General features: G+C 58.2%; 16 protein-coding genes. 1 reads left to right on the plus strand and 15 read right to left on the minus strand.

Annotated features, from left to right (window positions below):
* Positions 1-470: 470 nt before the first annotated feature.
* The 4 genes from PREDE_RS01545 to PREDE_RS01560 are packed head-to-tail and all read right to left on the minus strand — an operon-like array spanning position 471 to position 4,333.
* Positions 471-929 carry a gliding motility lipoprotein GldH gene (locus PREDE_RS01545; protein ID WP_005843996.1) on the minus strand — a complete coding sequence of 153 codons (459 nt, stop codon included), beginning with the start codon at positions 927-929 and terminating at the stop codon, positions 471-473.
* Positions 926-2,230 carry a PSP1 domain-containing protein gene (gene ricT, locus PREDE_RS01550; RefSeq protein WP_005843995.1) on the minus strand — a complete coding sequence of 435 codons (1,305 nt, stop codon included), beginning with the start codon at positions 2,228-2,230 and terminating at the stop codon, positions 926-928. Before ricT ends, PREDE_RS01545 begins: the two co-directional genes overlap by 4 nt.
* A gap of 1 nt (position 2,231) precedes the next feature.
* Positions 2,232-3,377 carry a DNA polymerase III subunit gene (locus PREDE_RS01555; RefSeq protein WP_005843993.1) on the minus strand — a complete coding sequence of 382 codons (1,146 nt, stop codon included), beginning with the start codon at positions 3,375-3,377 and terminating at the stop codon, positions 2,232-2,234.
* On the minus strand, positions 3,359-4,333 hold the full coding sequence (locus tag PREDE_RS01560; protein ID WP_005843991.1) for a methylenetetrahydrofolate reductase: 975 nt from the start codon (positions 4,331-4,333) through the stop codon (positions 3,359-3,361). The genes PREDE_RS01555 and PREDE_RS01560 overlap by 19 nt, the downstream gene beginning before the upstream one ends.
* 211 nt (positions 4,334-4,544) lie before the next feature.
* Between PREDE_RS01560 and PREDE_RS01565 the strand changes: the two genes are divergently transcribed.
* The gene (locus PREDE_RS01565) at positions 4,545-4,904 is read left to right on the plus strand and encodes a DUF488 domain-containing protein (protein WP_005843989.1); all 360 of its coding nucleotides are present in this window, start codon (positions 4,545-4,547) and stop codon (positions 4,902-4,904) included.
* A gap of 20 nt (positions 4,905-4,924) precedes the next feature.
* Here the strand turns inward: PREDE_RS01565 and PREDE_RS01570 are convergent, their stop codons facing one another.
* From PREDE_RS01570 to PREDE_RS01620, 11 genes are all read right to left on the minus strand, one after another.
* The gene (locus tag PREDE_RS01570; protein ID WP_005843987.1) at positions 4,925-5,599 is read right to left on the minus strand and encodes a Crp/Fnr family transcriptional regulator; all 675 of its coding nucleotides are present in this window, start codon (positions 5,597-5,599) and stop codon (positions 4,925-4,927) included.
* 49 nt (positions 5,600-5,648) lie between these two features.
* The gene (locus tag PREDE_RS01575; protein WP_005843985.1) at positions 5,649-6,368 is read right to left on the minus strand and encodes an HAD family hydrolase; all 720 of its coding nucleotides are present in this window, start codon (positions 6,366-6,368) and stop codon (positions 5,649-5,651) included.
* A gap of 388 nt (positions 6,369-6,756) precedes the next feature.
* Positions 6,757-8,634: a DUF349 domain-containing protein gene (locus tag PREDE_RS01580; RefSeq protein WP_005843983.1), complete on the minus strand. Its 1,878-nt coding sequence runs from the start codon at positions 8,632-8,634 to the stop codon at positions 6,757-6,759.
* 198 nt (positions 8,635-8,832) lie between these two features.
* Positions 8,833-9,759: a magnesium transporter CorA family protein gene (locus tag PREDE_RS01585; protein ID WP_005843982.1), complete on the minus strand. Its 927-nt coding sequence runs from the start codon at positions 9,757-9,759 to the stop codon at positions 8,833-8,835.
* A gap of 275 nt (positions 9,760-10,034) precedes the next feature.
* Entirely contained in the window at positions 10,035-13,232 is a 3,198-nt protein-coding gene (locus tag PREDE_RS01590) for an efflux RND transporter permease subunit (protein ID WP_005843979.1), read from the minus strand.
* Positions 13,233-13,242: 10 nt separating this feature from the next.
* Positions 13,243-14,316 (minus strand): efflux RND transporter periplasmic adaptor subunit, encoded by a 1,074-nt coding sequence (locus tag PREDE_RS01595; protein ID WP_005843978.1) that lies wholly within the window; start codon positions 14,314-14,316, stop codon positions 13,243-13,245.
* A gap of 23 nt (positions 14,317-14,339) precedes the next feature.
* Positions 14,340-15,770 carry a TolC family protein gene (locus PREDE_RS01600; RefSeq protein WP_005843976.1) on the minus strand — a complete coding sequence of 477 codons (1,431 nt, stop codon included), beginning with the start codon at positions 15,768-15,770 and terminating at the stop codon, positions 14,340-14,342.
* Between the two features lie 296 nt (positions 15,771-16,066).
* Positions 16,067-17,662, minus strand: a complete 1,596-nt coding sequence (locus PREDE_RS01605) for a hypothetical protein (RefSeq protein ID WP_005843975.1) — start codon at positions 17,660-17,662, stop codon at positions 16,067-16,069.
* 57 nt (positions 17,663-17,719) lie between these two features.
* Entirely contained in the window at positions 17,720-19,096 is a 1,377-nt protein-coding gene (locus tag PREDE_RS01610; RefSeq protein WP_407635996.1) for a RagB/SusD family nutrient uptake outer membrane protein, read from the minus strand.
* A 31-nt stretch (positions 19,097-19,127) separates the two neighbouring features.
* On the minus strand, positions 19,128-22,379 hold the full coding sequence (locus PREDE_RS01615) for a SusC/RagA family TonB-linked outer membrane protein (RefSeq protein WP_005843970.1): 3,252 nt from the start codon (positions 22,377-22,379) through the stop codon (positions 19,128-19,130).
* A 36-nt stretch (positions 22,380-22,415) separates the two neighbouring features.
* Positions 22,416-24,974, minus strand: coding sequence for a zinc-dependent metalloprotease (locus tag PREDE_RS01620; protein WP_005843968.1), 2,559 nt, complete (start codon positions 24,972-24,974; stop codon positions 22,416-22,418).
* Positions 24,975-25,293 lie beyond the last annotated feature (319 nt).

The following is a 25,293-nucleotide window of genomic DNA, read 5'->3' on the forward strand; positions in this document are numbered from 1 at the left end:
AGTCTCTCTGCCATGCAAGGGACGGCCCTGCACCGATAGTTTGCATAACCGTATTTTCTGCCTAAGCCGTAAATGCTTTCATTCTTCTTCTTTTGGGAACTCATACAGCCTTTTGTATTTGTATTTAAGGGTAAGGAGCATTGATGCTTCCTTTGGGACAGTCTTCATGGTTGTTCATAGCTATTTCTTTTATGTGAGTAATCAAGATTGATAATGTGCCTTAATTTTAAGGATAATGCAAATATAGGTTATTATTGTATAACTTGTAGGGATTTTGAGTTGTATTTTGTAAATCTGTTAGTGATTGTTATTGTGCCAAGGCTGGTGAGAGGTGTTTGGAGGCATTTGTGGGAGCGTGGGGGAAATGTGAAAAGAGGTGGCCGTCTCTCGTCGATGAAGCCATGACGGAGCGGGCACCTCTTGTTGTGCTTATGTAAAAATAAAGTAGGTGTTTTTCGGTTTTCCTCTTGTTATTTCCTCGTCAAGGCGATGCCCACGTCTGAGATGCCGGGCATGATTTCGCGTTTCATGTCGTGGCGCACGGTGATGTGCAGGGAGTCGCCCGGTTGGAGGGCACGCTCCGAGACGCGGAAATGATACTGGTAGTAGCTCACGCCCTGGCCGCGGGCATTGCCTTTGGCATCCATCAGGCGGCAGTTGAGCGTGTCGGCGCGGTGCTGCATGGAGGGGAAGACGGTCTGTTCGACGATGAGCGTCAGGCTGAGAAAGGGGAAAGCGTTGTTGATGCGCAACCCCAAATCGGTGGCGTAGAGCCCTCCCTCGGCCAGCCGCGGCACGTTGAAAGCGAGCGTGTCTGTCTTCTCCCATCCGGCGATGGGCGTGTGGTTGTAGCTGTCGTACACTTTCCCGCCCGTGCAGGCAGCGCAGAGCGCGACGATGCTCCCAGCCATCAGTGCCAGCTTTCTCATGCCTGGGGTGTCGGCTTTTGCGGGGTGACGGCGGTGGGTCTGGGCGTGTCCGTAGGCCGACGGTCCCTGTTGTAAGGCCGATGGTCTGCGCCGACCGTCCGCTGGTTTCCGTAGGTGGTACGCCGTTCCTCGCCGGCGGTATGGTTATTGTCCCGACGCTGTTCGCGCCCTTGCGGGCGGGCGTCGTGCGGCCGCCGGTCGCCGCGCTTGGGCGCATTGCCGCCTTTTTTCTTTTTCCTGGCCTTGTCGAAGCGGCTCACATCGGCGTCGGCCAGCAGGTCCACCGACTTTTTCACGGGCCGAGCCTTGTCGTCTTCGAGCAGCGAGAGGGGTTTGTCGCCCTGTTTGTTCATGGCGATAATCTCCTTGGCGCGCTTGGCGGTGATGGTTTCCAGGTTGGCGGCCAGGTTCTTGTCGGTGGAGTAGGTGCACATGCCGGCGAGAATGTCGGTCTTGAACAGGTGGTATTCGCTGTCTTGCGTTTGCAGCACCATGTCGCGCGGCGGCAGCTTGCGGTTGGCTTCCACGTATTCGTCGACCTCGTAGTTCAGGCAGCACTTCAGCTTGGCGCACATGCCGGCCAGCTTCTGCGGGTTGAGCGAGATGTCCTGAATGCGTGCGGCATTGGTCGAAACGCTGGAGAAGTTTTTCATCCACGTGGCGCAGCACAGCTCGCGGCCGCAGGGCCCCGTGCCGCCAATGCGCCCCGCCTCCTGGCGTGCGCCGATTTGCTTCATCTCGATGCGCACGTGGAACGTGTCGGCCAGCACCTTGATGAGCTGGCGAAAGTCCACCCGCTCGTCGGCAATATAGTAGAAGATGGCCTTGTTGCCGTCGCCCTGATACTCCACATCGCCTATTTTCATTTGCAGTCCCAGGTCTTTGGCGATCTGCCGGCTCTGTATCATCGTGCCGTGTTCACGGCTTTTGGCCTCTTTGTATTTCTCCACATCCACGGGCTTGGCCACGCGGTAGATGCGGCGAATTTCGTCGGCCGACTTCAGGTTGGCTTTCTTGATTTGCAGCCTTACCAGCCGCCCCGTGAGGGTCACCACGCCGATGTCATGTCCCGGATTCGACTCCACGGCCACCACGTCGCCCTTTTTCAGGTCGAGGTTGTTCACATTGTGATAGTATCCCTTGCGTGTATTCTTGAATTGCACCTCCACCAGATCGGTCGAGTCTGCGTTGCCGGGCACGTCGGCCAGCCAGTCGTAGGTGTTGAGCTGCCTGTCCTGCCGGCCCACGCCGGCATGGCTGAGCCCCCGGCCGCAGCCCGTGCATATCTGTCCGTTTCTCATATTATCGTCTTAAATATATAATCATTTTCATCGCCATGTTGAAGAGTTGTATCTTCGCGTTGGCGTTTTGCATGATGTCGCGGATGGCATGTTGCAGCATGTCGGTTATCTCCACGACGTTGCGCTCATTGATGAACCGGGCGAAGTTCCGGGCGAACGCCTCCTCCTCCTGCGTCATGTACACGATGCCGGGCTGGCGGAAGTTGTACATGAAATTCTCGCGCACCATGCGCATGAAGTAGGTGAGCATGCGCCGCTGCTTCTCGCGGCCGAATCCGTAGACCGTCTCTGTCCACTGTTTCAGCTCGCGCAGGTCCCTCATGTAAGCCTTGCGCATGAGGATGACGAAGAGCTCGAAGAACTGCCTGTTCTCGTTGCCCGCATCGAGTTCTTCGAGTGCCTTGAGCCAGTTGCCGGCGGCGGCGCGGGCGATGCGGCGGGCATTTTCCTCGCCGATGGCCCGCCGGCCGACGAGTGCGCGGGCGATGTCGGCGGTGTCGATGTGGTGGATGTCGAACCGCTGCACGCGGCTGCGGATGGTCTCGAGCAGCTGTTCGGGCTCCTCGGAAACCAGCAGGAACACCGTCTGCCGGGGCGGTTCCTCCAGCAGTTTCAGCAGTTTGTTGGCACTGGTCAGGTTCATTCGCTCGGGCAGCCACACCACACTCACCTTGTATCCCCCCTGGCTCGACTTCATGTTGAGCTTGTGGTTCAGGGCGTCGCTCTCGGCTTCGTAGATGGTTGCCTGCTGATTCTCGGCGTTCATGCGCCGCATCCATTGGTCCATCGTGAAGTAGGGGCCCTCGCTCAACAGCTCCTGCCATTCCCGTGCAAAGTCGTCGCTCACCATCTTGCGGTCGCCCGACGTGCCCTTGGGACGAATCACAGGGAAAGTGAAGTGCAGGTCGGGATGCTGCCATTTGCGCAGCATGGCCTCGGCATTAGCCACCATCGCGGGGTTTTGCAACAGCGACTTGCCCTCGTGCCGCTCGCCCAACAGGTAGGAGGCAAAGGCCAGAGCCAGTGCCATCTTGCCGCTGCCCATGGGGCCGGTGAGCATCAGGGCGTGGGGCACGCGCCCCTCCTCGACAAGCTGCAACAGCCTGTCCGCAGCCTCTTGTTGTCCTATTACTTCGCTGAACTGCATGGCATGAGCTGTTGGGCTATGGCTACTACGCTGTCGACGGCCGACACCGTGTAGAAGTGAATATGGCGTACTCCGGCTGCGAAGAGTCCGCGGCACTGCTCCGTCGTCCACTCAATGCCCAGTGCCTTGGCGTCGGCGTCGGTCCGGCATTTCACGGCCTCGGCAGCCAGTTCCTGCGGCATGTCGCAGTGGAAGGTCTTGGGAACCTGATTGATTTGGTCGAGTTTGGCAAAGGGCTTGATGCCCGGAATGATGGGTATGGTGATGCCCATCTGTCGTGCGCGCTCCACAAACTCGAAGAATTTACGGTTGTCGTAGAACAGCTGCGTCACGGCATAGTCGGCCCCCATGTCCTGTTTCTGCTTCAGATAGGCCATGTCCATTTCCATGTTGGGGGCCTCCTCGTGCTTCTCAGGATAGGCCGCCACGCCGTAGTGGAACGTCGCGCCCGGGTGCCTGATGGGGGTGCCGTCGTCGAAAAAGCCCGCGTTGAACCTGTTCACCTGCTCCATCAGCTCCGTGGTATGGGCGTGGCCGTTGGGCGTGGGCGTGAACATACGGTCCTCCTTGGCCTTGTCGCCGCGCAGCAAGAGCAGGTTGGAGATGCCCAGAAATTGCAGGTCGATGAGTTCGTATTCAATGTCCTCGCGGGTGGCTCCGCTGCATATCACGTGGGGTATCACGGGGATGTCGTAGCGTTGCTGAATGGCGGCGGCGATGGCAATGGTGCCCGGACGACGGCGGATGCGCAGCCGCTCGAACTGCCCATTGGCCAGTTCGCGGTACACGTATTCGCTGTGGTGTGTGGTGATATTGATGTAAATGGGGTTCAGTTCCTTCATCTTGTCGAGGTTGCGAAACAGCGCCTCGGTGCCGTTGCCCTTGAGGGGCGGCAACACCTCGATGGAGAAACTCTGCCCATGTTTATCGTCGTTTATTAAATCAATGACTTTCATGCGATCCCTGTTCAGGTGTATCTGGCTACAAAGTTAGCAAAAAAATCTCCAATCGTCGGGCCTTGACACGAAAAACTCGTGGCCGCCGCGAAAATAGATTTAGCGATATTTAACGTGCCGAGACTGCGGTTGTGCCCTGCCGTTTAGCCATAAACCGCTAACTTTGCATGTAGCATACCAACGACGAAAAGTCATCATTAAATCAGGGAAGATGAAAGAGTTGAAGCTGAAACGCGTGTATCTTCCGGCCGCCGCGACCGATGGATACCGCATCCTTGTGGACCGTTTGTGGCCCCGGGGGCTCAAGAAAGAAGAGGCCGCCATCGACCTTTGGGACAAGCAGCTCGCCCCGTCCACGGAGCTGCGCAAGTGGTTTGCCCACGTGCCCGACCGCTTTCCCGAGTTCGCCCGCCGCTATGCGGCCGAGCTGCGGGGCAATGCCGCCCTCGCCGGTCTGGCCGCCGAGCTGGGCCGCCACGAGGTGGTGACCCTCCTGTTCAGTGCCAGAGACGAGCAGCACAACAATGCCGTGGTGCTGGCCCAGGTGCTGCACGACGTGCTTGCCAAGTAAGGAAAGCACACCCTGACGGGTTACTTCATCTTGCTGCGGTCGAGGATGGTGATTTCCCGACCGGCCACACGGATGGCCCCTTCCTTCTGAAAGTCGGAGAGCACACGGAGCAACGAGAACTTCTGAATGCCGAACGAGTCGGCGATTTCCTGGCGCGAGCGGGTCAGGTGAATGGTGTTTGTGCCCTGTTCGCCGGCCTGCTCGAGCAGCATCCAGGCCACTTTCTCGCGCACGGTGAACAGGCTGAGCACCTTGATGCGGTGGGTAAGGAAGATGTCGATGTTGGAAAGCACGCGGACGAAGTTGGTGAGAATGCGCTCGTCGCTGCCGATGAGCGTGCGGAACTCCGGCTTCTGCATTCTCAGCACCACCGTTTCTTCCTCGGTCTCCACGCTGACGGGCAATTCGCTGTCATTGCCGAAGATGAAGGCCGGGGCCACGATTTCGCCGGCCTGCAGCCGGCTCACCTCCACCTGCTTGCCCGAGAGCGACGACATGCGGCACACCAGCGTGCCGCTCACCACGATGTCGGCCGTCTTGCAGGGCATGCCCGCCAGCGCATAAATGTCGTGGTGGTCGAAGCGAACGAGCCGGTAGTTGCAGCCGCTCATGCTCATTTCTATCTCGAGTGCGCCCATGCCTCCGAAGAGGGGGCAGCGGGCGAGGGCTTTCAAAACTTTCTCTTCCATATTCATTGATGGGCCGGGCGGTCGCGTCTGTGCCCCGTCTGTCCGGCCGGTTGGGTTATAACAGGCGGGCGAGCTGGGCGAAGCGGCCGAGGCGCACAAGGTGCGGATGGTCGTATTCCTCCGTCTGCTCGTGCTGCCATGTCTTCTCAAAAGGGATGTGTACGGCATAGCCGCCGAGCTGCAACACCGGCTCAATGTCCGACCGAAACGAGTTGCCCACCATGAGCAAATGGCCGATGTCGGTGTCGAAAATGTTGCAGAGCTTGGTGTATTCGTTGCGTGTTTTGTCGCTCACCACCACAATGTCGTCGAACCAATTGCCCAGTCCCGACCGCACGAGCTTGGCCTGCTGGTCGAGCAATTCGCCCTTGGTGAACACCACCATTTTGTACCGCCCGCGCCGTCGCAGGGCCTGCAGCGTCTCCTCCACACCGGGCAGGGGCGGGACGGGCTGCACGAGAATCGACTTGCCCAGCTCCACAATCTTCAGCATGTCGGCGGCTGCAATCTGCCCGTGGCTGAAGCGCACGGCATTCTCCACGAGCGAAATCGTGAAAGCCTTGCAGCCATAACCCAGCAGGGGCATGTTGGCCGTCTCCACGTCGTAGAGTGCGCCCGACACGTCGTCGGGCGTTCCGTAGGCCGAGAGGATGTGGGCATACTCGCGCTCCACCTGGTCAAAGTGGCTCTGGTTGTCCCACAGCGTGTCGTCGGCGTCGAAGGCCACGAGTCTGATGTCGGCCGGCGTGAAAGGAGCTTTGGCGGAATGTGGCATGGTGATTTGTCGTTTGTTTGGCAAAATTAGCCATTCCCCCGCGATTCCGGTAGGGTCCCGCTGTTAATATTGTTTAAAGCCGCCGCCCGGCGACGACGGCGCAATCGCGTTGTGAATACGGTGTGGACGCGCTGCGAAAACGGTGCAAAGACGTTGCGAAAACGGTGCAATCGCGCGGCGTTTGCGGCGTGATGAAAAGGCCGTCGCGCCGGCAGGGTGGGGCGTGTGGTATATGAAGGTTGCCCGAATGGTATATGATGGCATTGCCGAGAGGCCGGCCCCTACGGCAAGACACGGTGTTCGCGGCCATCCATCACGGCAACGGGGCCGCACCAATGCTCTGCGATTGGTGCGGCCCCGTATGATGGTGGCGTCCCGTGGGGCGGGATTAGGCTTCCGGTTGGTCGTCTTCGGCCGTAGGCTGGCTGTCGATGGCCTTGATCTTCTGGCGCACAAACTCGGCATCGTCCTTGAGTCTTTGCACCTTGCGGTTCATCTCGTCGACGAGGCTGTTGCCCTTTTTGCTGGAGACATTGAAGAATCCAAGGTTGTTCTCGTAGGTGACAATCTCCTGCTTGAGCTGCTCGTAGCGGCGCATCAGACGGGCGCGCTCGCTGTCGACGGCCTCCTCGCCGCGGCGCGCCACGTTCTTCAGGTTGTTCTTGAAGTTGTCCAGACGGCGGCGGGCCACGGAGACATGCAGGTCGTTGTAAATCTTGTCGAGCACGTCGTGGTACTCTTTATAGATCTTGTCTTTCTCCTTGAAAGGCACGTGTCCCACCTTGTTGTACTCGTCTACCAGCTGTTGCACCTTCTCCTGGGCGTCCTCGACAGCGTCCTCGGCCAGCTGTTTCAGCTGTGCCACGATGCCGCGTTTCTTGTCCAGATTGGCGTGCTCCTCGCTGCGTGTGCCGGCATGCGCACTGTTGCGGGCCTCGAAAAAGTGGTTGCATGCCGCGAGAAATTCGTTCCAAAGCTGGTCGCCGAGTTTCTTGGGAACGGTGCCGACGGTCTTCCATTCCTTTTGCAAGGCCACCAGTTTGTCGCCGGTTTGTTTCCAGTCGGTCGAATCGCTCAGGGCCTTGGCCCGCTCCACGAGGTCGCGTTTCTTCGCTGCATTCTCTGCGAAGCGGCTCTTCATGTCCTTGAAGAACTCGGCCTTGCGGCTGAAGAAGCCGTCGCATGCGGCCCTGAAACGCTCGAAAATCTTCACATTCATCTTGTGCGGGGCGAAGCCAATGGTCTTCCACTCCTGCTGAATGGCGATGATGGCCTTGGTGTGGCGCTCCCAGTCGGCAGCGCCTTTGTTGTCTTCCTGGGCGATGGCCTCCACCTGTTCGCACAGCGCGGTCTTCTTGTTCAGGTTTTCTTCCTCGCGGGCCCGCAGGGCCTCGAAGTGTTGCTGGTGTTTCTTGTTGATGACGGTGCTGGCCGCTTTGAAGCGTGCCCATATCTGTTCGCGCAGCTCCTTGGCCACGGGGCCGGCCTCGCGATAGCGTGCGTGGAGCTCCTGCAGCCGGTGGAAAGCGCTGATGACATCCTGCTCTTGGTCGAGTTTCTCGGCCTCTTCGCACAGGTGCGTCTTGAATTCCAGATTCTTCTTGAAGTCGTATTCGCGAGCTTCGCGGTTCAGATTGAGCAGGTCGTAATACTGCTCCACGTAGAGCTGATAAGTGCGCCACACCTCGTTGGCCTTTTCGGCGGGCACGGCTTTCAACTCCTTGAACTCCTGCTGCAGGGCCTTGAACTCGTTGTACGACTTGTTGGCTTCCTCGGGCGAGGTGGCCATGCCCTTGATCTGGTCGATGATTTCGAGCTTGCGCTTCAGGTTGGCTTCCTTTTCGGCTTCCTGCTCCTGGAACGCTTTGGCGCGCTTCTCTTTGATGATCTGCATCTCGGCCTTGAATGTTTCTTCGGCCTCGTCGGGCGTCACCTGGTAGTGTTCGGGGTCGCCCCCGGCCTCCAGATACTCCTTTTGCTGCTGGTCGCGCTCGGCCACGTGAAGTCTGTAGAACAGCGACTTGAGGTGCTCCACCTCTTCTTTGTCGGGATTGTCCACGCTGGCGGCAATCTCTTTGACGCGGTCGAGCACTTCCTGCTTGGAGCCGTAGACCTTGCGGGGCTCGGCTGCGGGCTCCTCGGCTACTGGCTCTGTCGGTGCCGTGGGCTCTGTCTGCGCGTTCTGTACTTCAGCAGTAGGCTCGGCCGCCTTCTGCTCGTCTTCTACCATTCCCTGCTGCAGGGCGTTCTCTTGAGAGTCCATCATTTCACTGTTTTAAGTTGATGATTCGGATTGTCTGTGCCATGTCGGCCGTACTGCGGGGCTTCCAACAGGCCGAAATGGCGTTCGCTTGATTCAATTATAGTGTGCAAACTTAGATAAAAAAAACGTAAAGACCTAACGATTTGGCGTTTTTTTAGGTTTTTCCGGCAAGATTATTCACTGTGGCACACGGTCGGCGGCCTACAACAACCGCTTGTGACGCAGGATGATCCAGCAGAGTGCGCTCACCAGGAACGAGATGACGAGGGCCACGCTGAAGCCCCACGGACTGGTCTCCATACCGTTCACGAGGTTCATGCCGTAGAGTGAGGCGATGAATGTGGCCGACATCATGATGATGGTCACCGAGGTGAGCGTGCGCATCACGGTGTTCATGTTGTTGTTGATGATACTGGAATAGGTGTCCATTGTCGACTCCAGAATGTCGGAGTAGATGCTGGTCGTCTCGCGGGCCTGCGTCATTTCAATGTTCACGTCCTCGATGAGGTCGGCGTCCAACTCGTCCACCTGCAGCTTGAATTTCAGTTTTTGGAGCAGGTTTTCGTTGCCGCGGATGGAGGTGATGAAGTAGGTAAGCGAGTCCTGCAGCCGTGAGAGGCCGATGAGGCTCTCGTTGTTCACCTCGTGGTCAAGGTTGTGCTTGGCTTTCTCGATGAGGGCGTTGATTTGCTTCAGCCGCTTCAGATACCATACGGCGCTGGAGAGAAAGAGGCGGAAAATCATGTCCACATAGTCGGTGAAGCCCTCGCCGCGCTTCTGCTGGAAGCTCACGAAATCAATCATCATGTTAGTTTCGTAGAAACAGACGGTGATGGTGACGTCGCGTTTGTGGATGATGCCCAGCGGAACGGTGGAGTAAGGCGTGCGGCTGCGTATCTCCTTGACGTAGGGAATACGCAGGATGATGAGCATCCAGCCGTCGTCGTACTCGTAGCGCGCACGCTCATCGGTATCGCTGATGTCGCTGAAGAAGTAATCGGGGATGTTGTATCGCTCGACCAGTTCGAGCTGGTCTTCGTCCGTAGGGCAAGTCACCTGAATCCAGCAATTGGGTTGCCATTCGGGAATGGCCTTCAGGTTCTTCTCAATATTCCAGTATGTTCTCATTGCTGTTCATCTCCTTGATCAAAGAGTTTCCGTGGAGATGAGCTCGCAGAGCCGTATCCTCACGCTAACATTCTTGGTCTTCCGCCGGATAATCGTCCATAAATAGAATTTTGATTTTGTGTCTGCAAAGTTAAATAAAATAACTTGCAAAGCCAAGTCTTTTGGTGGTTTTTTGGCCGTTTGCGGTGGAATGGCGTGCAGGATGGGGTGGAACGGCACGACGAGGGCCGTGTCCCGGTGGTTGGGACACGGCCCACATGCAGATGGAGGAGGGGCTATGCGTGGCGCTTCTTCTGCTTGTAATAGAGCAGTGGAACCACTATCAGCGTGAGCACGGTAGAGGTGATCGTACCGCCGATGAGCGAGATGGCCAGCCCTTGGAAGATGGGATCGAAGAGGATGACGACGGCCCCGATGACCACGCCGCCGGCTGTGAGCAGGATGGGCGTGGTGCGCACGGCCCCAGCCTCGATGATGGCCTGTTTCAAGCCAACGCCCGCAGCGAGCCGCAGGTCGATGAAGTCGATGAGCAGAATGGAGTTGCGCACCATGATGCCGGCCAGCGCAATGAACCCAATCATCGAGGGCGCGCTGAAGTAGGCCCCCATCATCCAGTGCCCCAAAACGATGCCGATGAGCGACAGCGGGATGGCCGACAGCTGGACCAGCGGCGTGGTGAAGCTCTGGAACCAGGCCACAATGAGGATGTAGATGATGATGAGCACGAGAAGGAAGGCCAGCCCCAGGTCGCGAAACACCTCCAGCGTGATTTGCCACTCGCCGTCCCACTTGAGCGAGAACTGGTCTTCGTTGCCCAATTCCTTGGTGTACGTCTCCTGCAGCTCATAGCCCGCGGGCAGCTTCACCTGTGCGAGGCGGTCGGAAACGTCGGCCATGGCGTAGATGGGACTTTCCAGTGGGCCGGCCACGTCGGCCATGACGTAGACCACTTGCCGCTGATCCTTGCGCGAGATGCTCTTGTCGCGCACCGTGGGCACCACCTTCACGAGGTCGCCAACAGGCACGCCCATGCCCCTTGCGCCCGTCACTTTTAGGGCCAGCAGGTCTTCAAGGCCGGCCCGCTCCTGTTCGGGCAGCTGCAGCACGATGCCCACTGGCTCCACGCTGGAGGGCTGGTGCAGGATGCCTGCCGGCATGCCCGAGAGGGCTCCACGCAGCAGCCGCACCACCTGGGCTTCGGCAATGCCCAGCTTCATGGCCTTGTCCTTGTCCACCACGAAGCGGTATTCGGGCTGGTCGGCCTCTATGCTCCAGTCCACATCGACCACATGGGGCGTGGCTTGCAGCAGGTCTTTCACCTGGCTGGCCACCTGTATCTGCTGCTGAAGATCGGGGCCGTAGATCTCGGCCACGAGGGTGGACATGACTGGTGGGCCGGGCGGCACCTCAACGACCTTGACGTTTGCTCCATGCTTGCGGCCGATGGCTTGCAGCGAAGGGCGCATGGACTTGGCAATGTCGTGGCTTTGCAGGCTGCGGCGGCCCTTGTCCACGAGGTTCACCTGAATGTCGGCCACGTTGTCTCCGGCCCGGTAATCGTAGTGGCGAATGAGCCCGTTGAAGCTGATGGGCGCAGAGGTGCCCGCATAGGTCTGGTAGCTGCGCACCATGGGATGGCGGCCCACGCAGAGCCCCAGTTCGCGGGCCACGGCGGCCGTGCGCTCCAATGTAGTGCCCTCGGGCATGTCAACGACAATCTGGAACTCGTTCTTGTTGTCGAAAGGCAGCATCTTGACCGGCACCGACTTGGTGAAGAACAGCGCGAACGAGCCCAAGAGTACGGCTGTGAGCACCAGCATGAAGGCCCATCGGCGGCGGCGGCTCTCGAGAAAAGGACTGATGACCTTGCCGTAGAGAGCGTAGATACGGGTGTGGCGCGGCTGTGTGTCATCGGCATCCTCTGGCTGCTCCTCTCCCCGCTCCTTGAATCTCAGGAACTTGTAACCGAAGTAGGGTGTCAGTGTCAGGGCGACGAGCAGCGAGAAAGTCATGGCGATGGCGGCGCCAATGGGCATCGGACTCATGTAGGGCCCCATCATGCCCGATACGAATGCCATGGGCAGCACGGCGGCAATGACGGTCAGCGTGGCCAGAATGGTGGGGTTGCCCACCTCGTCGATGGCGAAAATGGCTGCCCGGAGAGGCGACAGGCGGCGCGACTTGAAGTGCCGGTGCATGTTCTCGGCAATGACGATGGAGTCGTCCACGACGATGCCCGTGACGAAGACCAGGGCAAACAGCGTGATGCGGTTCAGCGTGTAGCCCAGGAAATAATAGGCAAACAGTGTCAGCGCAAAGGTGACGGGCACCGAGAGAAACACCACCAGGCCACCGCGCCAACCCATGGCCAGCATCACGAAGAGCGTCACGGCCACGATGGCTATCAGGAGGTGGAGCAGCAGTTCGGACACCTTGTGCGAGGCCGTTTCGCCGTAGTTTCGGGTGACGTCCACCTGTATGTCATCGGTGATGACGGTCTGTTTGAGCCGCTCCATCTTGCCGGTCAGCTGGTCGGCCAGCGTCATGGCGTCCGCGCCTTGGGTCTTGGCCACGGCGATGGTCACGGCCGTATAGTCGTCAGGGTGGGCTGTGCGCAGACTGTCGGCCGCTCCGTAGCTGAACGACACGTACTGTCTGGGATTCTCGGCACCGTCCTCGATGCTGGCAATCTGATGCAGATAGACGGGCTGCCCTTGGTTGGAACCCACGATAAGCTGGCCAATCTCGTCCTTGTTGGCCAGGAAGTTGCCGGTCTGCACCGTGTAGATTTGGTCGGCATGGAGCAGCCGGCCGCTCTCCATCTGGACATTGTTACCCTCCAGGGCTTGGGCCACGACACCCATGTCGACCCCGCTGCCCGCCATCTTGCCCTTGTCGGGCAGCACCCTGATTTGGCGGCTCTGGCCGCCAATCAGCTTGACCTGTGCCACGTCGGGTGTCTTCTTGATTTCGTTGGCCACCACTTCGGCGACCTGTCGCAGGGCGTAACCATCCATGGAGTCGCTCCACAGGGTGAAGCTGAGGGCCGGCACGTCGTCGATGGTTCTCGATTTAACCAGCGGCATCGTGGCTCCCTGGGGCATGCGATCCATGTTTTTCATGAGCTCATCGTAGAGCTTGACGAGCGAGCGTTCGGTGTCTTCGCCTACCAAGAACTGCACCGTGAGCATGCCTTGGCCGTTCATGGCGGTGGAGTAGACGTGCTCCACGCCCTTGATGTTGGACAGCATCTTCTCCATGGGACGTATCAGAGCCGACTCCACCTCCTGGGGCGAGGCACCGGGATAGCTAACCATGATGTCGGCCATGGGCACTTCTATCTGTGGCTCCTCCTCGCGCGGGATGAAGTAAATGCTGAACAAACCCAGCAGAAGAAACGCAAATACCAAGAGCACGCTGAGCTTGGAGGTGATGAATGCCTTGGCTATTCTTCCAGAAATTCCTTGTTCCATAGTGGCGTGTTTAGTTGGCAAATGAGACTTTCTGTCCGTTGTAGAGCCGTGCATGGCCGGCTTCGATGATGCGGTCGTCCGGCTTCAGGCCGGAGAGCACCGCCTGACGGTCGCCCGACGCCTGCCCCAGACGAACCCAGTGGAGCACGGCCCGATTGTCGTTGCCCACGACATAGACCCCAGTGAGCTGGTCTTTCGTGACGACGGAAGACCGGTTAATCCATATCTGGGCCGTGCCGTCAGACGAGCTTTTGCCCGCCAGGCGTACGCCGGCATACATGCCCGCCCGCAGTTTTTGTCGGTCTACTTGCGGAATCGACACTTTCATGGCATACTGTCCGCCGGTCATTGCCGCCGACGGACTCAGCTCGCTCACGGTGCCGTCTGCCGTCAATCCCGCGGCTTTGACCTCCACGCGAACCTTGTCGCCTGGTTTCACCCGGGTGATGTAGCTCTCTGGAATGGCAGCCGTAACGTTGAGTTCGCCCGATTGCTCGATGGCCAGCAAGGGCATTCCGGGGTTGGCAATGGTTCCCTCGTCTACCATTTTCTGGGTCACGGTGCCCGAAAAAGGTGCGCGGATGCGGGCATAAGCGAGCATGGCCCGCACCTCGTTCAGCCCCTGGCGTGCCATTTGCAGCCGGGCTCGGGCCGATGCTGCACGCAGGGCCACGTTCTCCAACTCCTTGTCGGAGACACTCTTTTGGGTGTGGAGGGTCTGGTAACGCTGGTGGTCTTTCTCTGCATCGTGGGCCGCGGCCCTTGCCTCGGCAATCATGGCTTGGGCTTGCGCCTCCTTGGCCTTGAGGTCGCCGCTGTTGATGGTGGCCAAGGTCTGGCCTTGGCGCACGTGGTCGCCCTGCCTGATATGGATTTTCTCGATGCTGCCCATTACCTTAGTACTGATGACAGCTGTCTGTCGGGCCGACACCGTTCCACTGACGAGCAACTCGCCCTCGTGGCTGATGGCGGGGAAATAGGTGCGTACACGGATGGGCGTTTCGGTGGATGACTGCGGGTTTCGCTCGGAACACGAGGTCAGCGCGGCGAGTGTGGCAGCCATGAAGAGATGGTGAAATTTCATATGGATGTTGCTTTTTTGATGAGTTAGTGGTCGGAGGTGAGGAGCTCCAGATGGTATTTGGTGATGTTGTAAGCCATGACGGCCTGGGCGAGGGCCATGCGTTGTTGCGAAAGTTGGGCCTGGGCCGAGAGGCAGTCGGTGGTGCTTGAGAGTCCCTCATGATAGCGATTGTTGAGGATGCGCAGGGCTTCGTCGGCTTGTGCAACGCAGGATTGGTGCTTGTTGATTTCGATTTGGCGATCCCTGAGCTCGCGGGTGGCTTTGTCTATTTGCAGCCGGCTTTCGTCTGTCAGCAGCTTCATCTCTTGCTGCAGCTTGGATGTGGTGAGACGGGCGCCCCGAATTTTGCCCATGTTCTGATAGCCCGAGAAGAGATTCCAGGTGAGGGAGATGCCGGCAAGATACGAGTCTTTGTGGAATCCGAACGCCTTGGAGTCGTTCAGTTGGTAGCTTCCAAAGGCATTTATCTTCGGGAGCAGGGCCATGACAGTTGACTTCTCCATCATGCGTGAAGCCCTGACGGCTGTGCCCATGGCCATGAGATCCGGACGCAGGGACGACAGTGTCGTTGGGGCAGTGCCCCCGAAAACTTGTGCCAATGAGTCCACGACGTAGAGTTGCGTCTCGCTGGAGTCGTGGCCCATGAGCAGGTGAAGTGCTTGTGAGGCATTCTCAATGTTGCTATCTGCCTGGGCCAATGCGCTCTCTATGGCACTGACTTGTACCTGGGCGTTGAGCAGATCGGAGCGTTGGGCCAGCCCCTGCTCGTAGAAATGGGCGACGGATTGTTGAATCTGCTTGATGTCGTCCAGTGTTGACCGTAGGATGTTTCGCAGCCGATAAGCGAATTGCAGCTGCGTGTAGGCCTTGCGGGTCTGGAATGTGAGGTAGGATTTGGTGTAGGCTAGACGGTGCAAAAGCACGTCCTGCTGTAGCCGGGCGCCCTTGCGGGCATAGGTCATGTCGAGATTGAGGAGGGGCACACGGGTGTCGATCGATGCTCCGAAGTTTTGCGTCGCTCCTGGATGGTTCAGGTGGTCAGGGGCAAAATCCTGTGCGGTGACCGTGCCTTGTTGCAGCAAGAAGCCAAAGGCGTTGAGCGGATTGTTGGTTGCAACAGCTTGGTAGCCCACGCTGACCTGTGGCAGATACACGGCATGGGTCTGCTGATAGTTGGCAGATGCAATCTTGTGCTCCCAGTCGGCAATCTTGACTTGCGGGCTGTTTTGCACGGCTGCGCCGACTGCTGCATCTATGGAGAGGTAGTCAACTGGCCGGGAGGCGGTTTTTTCCAGCAGGGTTGCTGCCGCTGTCGATTGGGAAACGGTAGCCGTTGGACTTGCCAACGCTGCTGCCACAATGACGGGCAACTGCCAGCTGATGCCGCGCCCAAGCGCAGCAATGTGTTCCGCGAAGCATTTGCCCTGTCGTTTTAAATCCTTTCTGTTACTCATTTGAAGACGTATTTACAATGATTTGAAGACGTGTTTGCCTTGATTCAAAGGCCATTTCAACTTGTATTCCATTGGAAACTATGCAAAGGTAACGCCTTTCTTTTGATTCGATAAGTTTCCAGAGGAATATTAATTATAATTTAATCTTTGTTAATATACGTGCTCTTTATTTTGCTAAAATGGGGTTGAGGAAAGGAGATGGGCGGATGCTTTGCCAAGGATGAGCCAGGTATATAAACGAAAAAGGGCCCCATCTTTGAGATGGGGCCCATGAAAGGGGTGCGGTTGACTGCTTTTTACTTCACGATGATCTTCTTGCCGTTCTGGATATAGATGCCGTGAGGCAGCTTGATGCCGGTACCCACGTACTGGCCGCTGAGGGTATAGATACGGTCGTTGGCGAGTGTCGGTGTGGCGACGGTGCTGATGCCGTCGGTAATTGCCGTGTAGACGGTGACGGTTGTGGTGGCATCCTTGTCAGTGATGGCGGCCACGGTGCCGCGTCCGTTGTCGTCAAGCGAGATGTATTCCACGTTGTCGGCCGGTGTGAGAACACCGTCGGCCGATACGTTGTAGGTCAGGGCGTGGTTGGTAACATGCCCTGTCTTGGTGCGGTCCACACCGGCCAGGAACACCTTGCCGTTGTTCACGAGCATGGCATGGAGGGCTTCTTCGTTCTTGGACACATCGCCCTCGTCGTAGCCGTCGGCGGCCGCCCAGTTCACATGGAAGTCATCCGGGTTTAGGTTGGCCACGAAGAGGTCGGCGCAGCCTGTGGAGGTTTTGTTGGTGTCGAAGCCGAGCTGGTTGTAGAACGAGCCGGCCACATAGAGCTTTCCACCGTCGAGAGCCATGGCCCTTACCTTGTCGGTGCCATAGCTACGGTCGTGCATGGCCACATGGAATACCTTGGCATTGGTGGCGGCAGCATTGATTTTGGCCAAGATGAAAGCGTGCTCCACATTTCCTGTCTCGTCATTAGGCAGCTGCATGACGAGCTCTGTGGTGCCTGTCGGGGTGGTGAGGGTCTCTGTGCCCTTGCCTACAAAACCGGCGTAGACGGTGTTGCCGTCTACCGTGAAGCATACCGATTCCGGATTTTGCTGCACCGAAATGAGGTCGTCCTTAGTCTGCAGGTTGGCCACGGAGGCGGCATCGCCGAGGTTGCTGGCGTTCAGCGAGAGGATGCCCACACTTTCAATGTCGGAATACATGAAGTCGAACACGTTCAGATAACGGCCTTCCCATTTCAGGTTATCGAGGGTGAGGTCACCCGTGTAGCTGGCAGAGATGTACACTTTACCAGCCGAAACTATAAGCTTGGCGGGGGTGAAGTACAGGTCTCCGGCTTCCGGGGAGTACAGACCGGAGCCACTTACGGTGGCGTCGGCCACGGGAATGATGGTGCGCAAGGCTTTCAGATTGCCATCCTTGTCGTATTTGGCGACGAACGCTGCAGAGGGAACGGTGACGCCTTCGATGCCTTGAGCCACCTGGTTGTTGCCGTCGGCCGAGTAGAAAGTCACCTTGTCGGCCAGGTTGCCGGCTACGTAAAGGTTGCCCTCATTGTCGGTATCGAGTGTGCGGATGACCGACATGCCGAGCAGTCCGGCCATCCATGCCTCAGAGCCGTCGGCGTTGTACTTGGCCACATAAGCCGATGTAATCTTGTCATCGTTGACGAGTGTCGACTTGCCAAACGTGAGATCCTGGTTATAGGTGCCTGTGGTGAAGACAGCTCCATCGGCACCAACGGTGGTGTGGGTGTCGCCGAGCTGATCGGCTTTGTCTACGGGCGTGAGACTTTTTGTCCATGCAGCAGGGGAGTTCCAGGTCTGGGCCTGGAGGGCAGTAGCCGTGAAGACGGCCGCAGCGAGTAATAATTTTCTCATAGCTCTTACCTTTTTAAATAATAATGATGAATATATGGTGGTGAAGATACCGTGGCCTTATTGCCACAATTCTATTCCGGGGTTGGCTTCGACGGCCTCGGTGGGGAAGCGTAGAGTATAGCGTGCGTCCAGGCTGTCGAGTTTGTAGGTGTCGTTCTGATAGGTCTTCGAGAGCCCGGGCATCGTAGTACGGCGCAGGTCGAACCATCTGTGGCCCTCAAAAGCCAGCTCGCGGGTGCGTTCGTCTACGATTTCCTTGACCAGCGTTTCGTTGTCCATCGCTTCGGCATTAGCCAGATATGTGGCGTAAGTGCGGGTGTTGTAACGCTTCTGCATGAGCTGCGAGAGATAGCTGATGGCCAGTTCACGCTGCCCCATGCGGGCTGCAGCCTCGGCGGCCGTGAGGTAGAACTCGGAAGAACGGAACGTGCAATTGAACTGTTCGCTGCCGCCCTTGAGGAGCGTTGAGGTGCTGGTGGTGACACGACGATAGAAAGCCGTGCGACGCTGATCGCCCGAGCGGTAGAGGCTGATGAGGGTCTCGGTCGGCCGGCCAATGAGGATATACTTCCCGTCCATCATTGTTTCCAGAGCCACAATGCTTTCCTTGGAGTCATAACGATTGGGCAATGTAGCGTCGGTACCGGTGAGATCCTCGAGTGCCGGATGGACTTTGACCACCGAATCGGCGGCGTTGAGCGCCCCCTGCCAGTCGCCCATGTAAAGACAAACGCGGGCCAGCAGGCACTGGGCCGACGTGGTATTGAACCGATAGTTGAGGCCAGTTTCCCAAGTTTGCACGTTGAGATGCTTCCCGGCCTCGGCGATGTCGGCTAGAACCTGGTCGTAGACGGCCTTGAGACTGCTGCTGCGGGGCACGGCGTTCACATCGGCCTCGAGCAGCAAAGGAACGCCTCTCGTGGTTTCAGGAGTGCTGTGCGTGTAGGGCGCGGCATAGAGATTGGCCAGCAGGAAGTGGCAATAAGCACGCATCATATAGCTTTCGCCTACGAGTTGTTCCACCTGCTCTTTCGTGGTATTGGCAATGTCTTGTTGGTGCTCGATGATGTAATTGGCAATATAGATGGCGTGATAATACCGACGCCAACCGAAGTATGTCGTCGTCGTGGCCGGGGCGTCGTCGTTCCAACGCCACAGATCGAAGTAAGTGGCATAGTCGAGATCGGAGGTGAAGCCCGGGGTCAAGGTCATCTCATCGCTCCTTACTGTAGTGATGGCACGGTCGGAAGGGAAGTACTTGTACTCGTAGGTGAGCAGCGCGCGATACTCGTCACCCGTCTTGGCAATGACGCGTCCGGTGGGCGTGATGTCAAGAAAGTCATTGCACGAAGCGAGCAACAGCGGCGCGAGAACCAGTCCCAGCAGTTGCAGGATGCAGTTTGCCAGCTGGTGTGGAGATATGGATGGTTTCATCTTTTGCATGTCGTTGGATGTGTGCTGTATGTCAGAAGTTGATGTTCAGTCCGAAAATATAGCTCTTGGCCACGGGTTGTGCGAAAGGGTTGCCCATCGTTTCCGGGTCGAGATAGTTGTCGTAGTTGCTGGCTACAACCAGCAGGTTGCGGCCCTCGAGGCTCAGCGACGCACTGCTGATGCCCAGTTTTGCCAGCCATGCCTTGGGCAGTTTGTAGCCCAGCCGCAGACTTTGCAGACGACAATAGCTGTTGTTGCGCACCCAGATGTCGAGCATGCTGTAGGTGTTGTACTCGGCATAGCGTGTGTATTCGGCCACGCGCTGGGCAGAGCTCACCATGAGTGCGGCCAGCGTGCCGTTGGGATTGGCGGCTGTCCAGCGGTTCAGAATGTCGCGGTTGGTATTGAGACCGCGGTCGAAATAGGTGGGCGAGTAGCTGGGTTGCACGCGCACTTTCATGCCCAGATTGAACATAAAGTTGATGCCCAGCTGCCAGTTTTTATACTCCAGATTGTTGATGAGGCCGCCGGAACACTTGGGATCGGTGGTGCCCATATAAGTATATTGCGCCCGCTGCTCCTCGGCAGTGAGCTGGCTGGCCCCGTAGCGGTTGAGCTTCAGGAACTCTGTGGCCGACACTTTGGAACCGTCGGCAGCCACGAAGAGCGGATAGCCCTCGCTGTCGAGACCTGCCGTCTTGTAGGCGAAGAGGGCCCCAACAGGATACCCCTCGCGGCTGGGGTAGGTGGCATTCTGGGCTACACTCTCGTTGATAATCTTGTTGCTGTTGAAGCCTAAGTTCAGACTGGTGGTCCAACTGAAGTCCTTTGCGACAATGTTGCGGGTGTTGAGCGAGAGTTCCCAGCCGTGGTTCTCCATGCTGGCCCAGTTGATAGTGGTCGATGAGAAGCCGGTCTCGAGCGGTAGCATACGCATGCCGATGAGGTCGGAACTGTGCCGATGGTAATAGTCCACGCTGAACCGGATGCGGTCGTTGAGGAAAGCGGTCTCCAGACCAAGGTTCACATTGTCGGTCTTCTCCCACTTCAGGTCGGGGTTGGGAGCCGTCTCGGCGGCGATGACAGTCTCGCTCTTGCCCAGGATGGAGGTCTTGTCGATGATGCCGATGAGGTAGGGCGACGTGCTCTTGTCGATGTTGCCCTGCAGGCCGTAGGACGCACGCAGCCGCAGATCGCTGACCCAAGTAAGGGGCTTCATCCACGTTTCTTCCGACACCCGCCACAATCCGCTGACGGAGTAAAGGGGCAGATAGCGGTACTTCTTGGCCACACCGAACACGTCGCTGCCGTCGAAGCGCACGCTGGCTCCCAGCGTATAGCGATAGTGATAGGTGTAGGAGCCAGTGGCATACCAGCTCACGTAGGCGTTTTCCTGGTGTGTTTCCTGGTGCAGGGGGTATTGCTCGGCAATGCTTTCCGACGGGAAGACCACGGGCTGTGTGGTCAGCGTGCGGGCATCGTAGCCGTAGGCGTTGGACGATACCGACTCCGAACTGTTGTGGCGAATCTCTGTACCGAGCATCAACTCCACGTCGTGGTACTTGGCAAAACGGTGGTTGTACTCGGCCATGGCTTTCCAGAGCCACTGCCGCCGATAGAAGTCGGTGGTCTTGCTGGCCCCTCCTTCAGGGAAGATGGTCTTCTGCGTGCCGTCGGCAGCCATGTAGGTGGCATATTCTTTCTCCTTGCGCATGGCGTAGCTGTCCTGCCCCTGGTAGCGTCGCAGACTGTAGTTGTCGAACTGATAACCCAGTTGTGAGGTCAGTTTGAAGTCGGAATTGATTTTCAGTTCGGCATCGACAATACCCATGAGCGAGCGGTCGCGGCGACGGCGGCTGGTGTTCTCGCGTTCCTCGAAAATGTTGAAATTGGGAGCGTTGCTTTCTCGGCCTTGCACGTTGGTGTCGTAGTTGTAGCTGCCGTCTGCGGCATAAGGCTGGAAGTAGGGGTTGGCCTCGCGCGAGTAGTACATCGGATTGGTGAAGCCTCCGGCGTCTGTCAGGAAGCTCTGCTGCTTGCGTTGGTTGGCAAAGATACTGGCTCCGAGGGTGAGCATCTTGTTCACTTTGAAGGTGCCTTTCAGCGTCATGTTGTAGCGGTTGTTCTCCACACCTTCCACGATGCCCTGCTCGTCGTAGTAACCCACCGAGGCATAGTAGCTCGCACGGTCGCTTCCACCCGATATGGAAGTGTTGTATTCCTGGTTGAAAACGTCGCGGAAGAGAATGTCGTTCCAGTCGGTATTGATGCTGCGCAGGCTATTGATTTGCTGCTGTGCCGTGGCCGACAGCGCATCCCAGCCGCCATTTTGGAAAGCGTTGAACTCGCCCAGCCGATCCAGAATGTTGGCCACACCGCCCTTGTGTTGCCGGTAAGTGTAGTTGCCGGCCAGGAGGGCGAGCTCCAAGTCCACCTTTTCTGTGGCGTTGAGCAGGTTCAATCGGTCAATGTTTACCTTGGGACTGTAGGTGAGGCGTGTGTTGAAATTGACGATGGGGCGGCTCTCCTTGCCTCTCTTGGACGTGATGACGATGACGCCATTGGCCGCGCGTGCACCGTAGATGGCCGTGGCGGCGGCATCTTTCAGCACGGTGATGTTTTCGATGTCCGACGGGTTGAGTCCGGCGATGGAGGTCTGATAGATGTCATCCACGTCGTTCAGGTTGTCGATATTGGGGATGTCTGTGCCCTCGAGCGGGATGCCGTCGAGCACCCACAGCGGCTCCTGCGTGCCGTTGATGGAGGCTGTTCCGCGGATGCGAATCTTGACCGGGGCACCCGGGGCCCCCGTGGTCGAGAGGGTGGAGAGGCCCGCAATCTGTCCGGCGAGAGCTTGGTCGATGTTCTTCACCGCGCCCACGGCCTCGTCCGAAATGCTCAGTGTGGAGACGGCTGCGGTGAGTTTGCGGCGGTCTATCTTCTGATAACCGGTCACCACCACCTCGCCAATGTTGTGGGCCTCGGGTTTCAGCGTGAGCTGATAGTGGTCTGTACCGTCGACGAGCGTCAGTTTGCCCGTCTCGTATCCCAGGTAGCGAACGGTGAGAGTCTGGGTTCCTTGCGGCACTTTGAGGGTGAAATCGCCATTGTAGTCGGTCACGGTACCGTTCTGCAGTTTCCCGTCGCCGATGGCAATGGTGGCCCCGATGAGCGGCTCATTCTGAAGCCCTCCGTCCAAAATCCTGCCGGTGACGGTGCGTTCCTGGGCTGCCAACTGCTGGCAGCATATCAGCAGGAGCAGAAAGAAAAGTATCTTTTTCATCTGTCGTTGATGATGTGAGTGGGTAATGAGGGTTGTTTATTCGTGGCTCAGGGCCGTCTGTATGCGCAGCAGGATGTCGTCGTAGTGCATGCGTGCATCCAGTGCCGCGCCTGCCTTGTGTGCCCGCAGGAGTTGCTGTATGCGCAGTAGCTCGCCGCGTTTGAGGCTGATGGCGTCGCTGTTGCGGGTCACCTGGCTGCTGGTGAGCTCCACCGTGCGCTGTCCGCTGGAGAGCGATGGCGTGTCAAGATGCTTGTTGATTTTCACGCCCTCCCCCGCGTTGGCGGCGGTGATGAGCGCATCTACGAAGCTCTTTTGCAGGCTACGCTCCATCACGTCGGGATTTTTGCCGCCCATTGTGGTGCGGAAAATATGGCGGTGCAGCATGTCCATCATCTCCACAGGAGCGAAAGCGGCCTTGCCGTTCTGCATTTCATTCTCGTACATCCTCACCAGCCGGGCGTTGTCCAGCAGGTCCCAGAGGATGTAGTTCTGCTGGTTTTTCAGCAGGTAGGCAGGTTCCTGCTCCTCTGTGCCGTTGGGGGTGGTGCGCTGAATCAGTATCTTTCGTGACAGTGGCGTGTCGAAGAGCCAGCGCGGATAGCCCAGCACCTCGTCGAGCAGGAACTGCAGGGCCTCGCGTTGCCGGCCTTTATTTACAAAGGTATAGGCCGGCTTGCCGTCGTCGATGGTGGGCCGTTCAAGGTTCATGCCGCCCACGTTGGCCAGCACGTGATAGAGAAACAACCGCCATTGCGACACCACAGCCGCATAGTAGGCCGAGGCTTCGTCGTAGGTCTGGCCGGGCTCGCCGGTGCGTGTCCAGTCTACCAGATGGGGCATGACACGTTTCAGGTTGGCTATGCCGTAGCGTGCCGACTTCACGGGGTCGTCGCCAAGGTCTTCGCTCAAGGCGCGGGGGTCGATGGCGCTGCGCTGCGGCTGAGCCTCGCTGTATCGGTATTCGCGGCCATTGTGGGCGCGCAGATAGGCGTCAAGAGCCGCCCGTTCATCGGTGCCGACAGGGTACCAGCGGTAGCCCCACTCGATGGCCATCTTGTCGTAGGCTCCGATGTGCGGGCTCATCACCCGCACGCCGTCGCCGGGCTGGGCCACATAGTTGAAGCGGGCATAGTCCATGATGGAGGCCGACGTGCCGCCCACGCGGTCGGTAAAGCTACGCGAGCGCAGCGAATCAGTGGGATAGGCCGCCGAGGCAATCATGTTGTGGCGCAGCCCGAGCGAGTGTCCCACCTCGTGGCAGGCCACGAAGCGTACGGCGTCGCCAATGAGCTCGTCGGGCAGTTGCAGTGTGCGCGCCCGGGGATCGGTGGCGGCGGTCTGCACCATAATCCACTCGCGGATGAGCGACTGCACGTTGTGCCACCAGATGATGTCGGCCTCGAGTATCTCGCCCGTGCGCGGATCGAGCACCGAGGGGCCCATGGCATTGGCTTTCTCCGAGGCGTCGTAGGTGAGCACCGAATACTTCAGGTCGTCGCCGTCATGGTAGAGACTGTCGGTGAAGTCGCGCGCCTGCACGGCATTTTTGAAGCCCGCCTGCTCGAAAGCGGCGTTCCAATCTGTGATGCCCTGCTTGATATAGGGGCGCAGGTGGCCCGGCACGGCCTGGTCGATATAGAACACGATGGGCTTGACGGGCTCCACCAACTCGCCGCGCAGGTAGGCCGCGGTGTCGCGGGGCTCCAGCCGCCATCGGGTGATGTAGTTGGTTTTCTTCACCTGTTGCTGGCGATCGTCGAACTGGGTGCGCGTTGTCGTGAAGTAGCCCACGCGCCAGTCTTCCTGCCGCCGCGCCATCTCCTGCTCGGGAAGCAGGGTGATTGACGACGACACCACGACCGACACGTTGACCTTCGACTTGTCCTCGTGCACCACGGTGGTGAGTTCCGACGTGGCCACCACGCTGTTGTCGAACGCTTTCACCGAGAGAATGCGCGAGAGCTCACTGTCGGGCGAGGTGCCGATGTTGATGAGATTGAACACGTCGTTCAGGCAATTGCGCTGCCCGTTGAACAGATTGTTGACCTTAATGATGACCGTAGACGAGTCGGGGGCCGTCTGCTCGACCTTCAGCGAGGCAATCAGCGGGTCGATATAGTTGTCTCTTACCGACTGGAGCACGGCCGACCCGTCGGGGGCTTCGGGTGTAATCCGTTGCTGACGCAGCAGGATGCGCTTGCCGGCCTTGTCCCACTCGAAGCGAATCAGCTGGTTCTCGTAGTTGATGCCCTTGTTCACCCCTGCCTCGTTGAGCTCTTTGGGTACGCGCTGCAGCTTGTTGCTGACCAGGAACGGCCGGCCCATGTACTTCACGGGAAGCTCCAGAAAGAAGGTGTCTCCTTTCTGAATCACGTTCATAACTCCCGCCATGGCCACGGAGTCGCGCCCTGTAAGCTGTTTGTAGGGGGAGGCCGGAGGGGGGGCTGCTTTCTTTTTCTTGGAATGGAAAAGGCCGAATATGTCTGCCGACGGGCTGCCGGCGTAGCCGTATGCACCGCCGCCAAGCAACGTAAAAGCAAGTAATGGAACGATGACGCCGCGGCGCAGGGAATGGTTGGATAATGCGTTCATAAGTGGTTGCCGAGCCATTGGAATCTTCTGAAAAACCTATTGGGAGGCGGCCGGCGGCCGCCGTAAGCCTTGAATAGTATGCAAATATACGGTTAAAATTCCTTTTCGGCAAGCATTTTAACGTAAAAAAGCATATTGGCGGGCCGCTACAGAGGTGCGTGGGCTGTGTCGGCGCAGGGCTCGGACGCGGACAAACCACACAAAAAGCAGGTATATCAAAACCCGGATTTGTGGCCAAACCGTATGGATATGCGCCCTGTGTGTCTGAAAATAAAGCCATGTAGGGACGCACACAAGGTGCGTCCCTACATTTAAAATC

This window comes from Prevotella dentalis DSM 3688 (assembly GCF_000242335.1).
In the GTDB taxonomy this organism is placed as follows: domain Bacteria; phylum Bacteroidota; class Bacteroidia; order Bacteroidales; family Bacteroidaceae; genus Prevotella; species Prevotella seregens.

Excerpts from the sequence above, each read along its gene's own strand:
- PREDE_RS01545 (WP_005843996.1), bottom strand. The coding sequence starts at position 929 with ATGAGAAAGCTGGCACTGATGGCTGGGAGCATCGTCGCGCTCTGCGCT.
- ricT (WP_005843995.1), bottom strand. The coding sequence starts at position 2,230 with ATGAGAAACGGACAGATATGCACGGGCTGCGGCCGGGGGCTCAGCCAT.
- PREDE_RS01555 (WP_005843993.1), bottom strand. The coding sequence starts at position 3,377 with ATGCAGTTCAGCGAAGTAATAGGACAACAAGAGGCTGCGGACAGGCTG.
- PREDE_RS01560 (WP_005843991.1), bottom strand. The coding sequence starts at position 4,333 with ATGAAAGTCATTGATTTAATAAACGACGATAAACATGGGCAGAGTTTC.
- PREDE_RS01565 (WP_005843989.1), top strand. The coding sequence starts at position 4,545 with ATGAAAGAGTTGAAGCTGAAACGCGTGTATCTTCCGGCCGCCGCGACC.
- PREDE_RS01570 (WP_005843987.1), bottom strand. The coding sequence starts at position 5,599 with ATGAATATGGAAGAGAAAGTTTTGAAAGCCCTCGCCCGCTGCCCCCTC.
- PREDE_RS01575 (WP_005843985.1), bottom strand. The coding sequence starts at position 6,368 with ATGCCACATTCCGCCAAAGCTCCTTTCACGCCGGCCGACATCAGACTC.
- PREDE_RS01580 (WP_005843983.1), bottom strand. The coding sequence starts at position 8,634 with ATGATGGACTCTCAAGAGAACGCCCTGCAGCAGGGAATGGTAGAAGAC.
- PREDE_RS01585 (WP_005843982.1), bottom strand. The coding sequence starts at position 9,759 with ATGAGAACATACTGGAATATTGAGAAGAACCTGAAGGCCATTCCCGAA.
- PREDE_RS01590 (WP_005843979.1), bottom strand. The coding sequence starts at position 13,232 with ATGGAACAAGGAATTTCTGGAAGAATAGCCAAGGCATTCATCACCTCC.
- PREDE_RS01595 (WP_005843978.1), bottom strand. The coding sequence starts at position 14,316 with ATGAAATTTCACCATCTCTTCATGGCTGCCACACTCGCCGCGCTGACC.
- PREDE_RS01600 (WP_005843976.1), bottom strand. The coding sequence starts at position 15,770 with ATGAGTAACAGAAAGGATTTAAAACGACAGGGCAAATGCTTCGCGGAA.
- PREDE_RS01605 (WP_005843975.1), bottom strand. The coding sequence starts at position 17,662 with ATGAGAAAATTATTACTCGCTGCGGCCGTCTTCACGGCTACTGCCCTC.
- PREDE_RS01610 (WP_407635996.1), bottom strand. The coding sequence starts at position 19,096 with ATGAAACCATCCATATCTCCACACCAGCTGGCAAACTGCATCCTGCAA.
- PREDE_RS01615 (WP_005843970.1), bottom strand. The coding sequence starts at position 22,379 with ATGAAAAAGATACTTTTCTTTCTGCTCCTGCTGATATGCTGCCAGCAG.
- PREDE_RS01620 (WP_005843968.1), bottom strand. The coding sequence starts at position 24,974 with ATGAACGCATTATCCAACCATTCCCTGCGCCGCGGCGTCATCGTTCCA.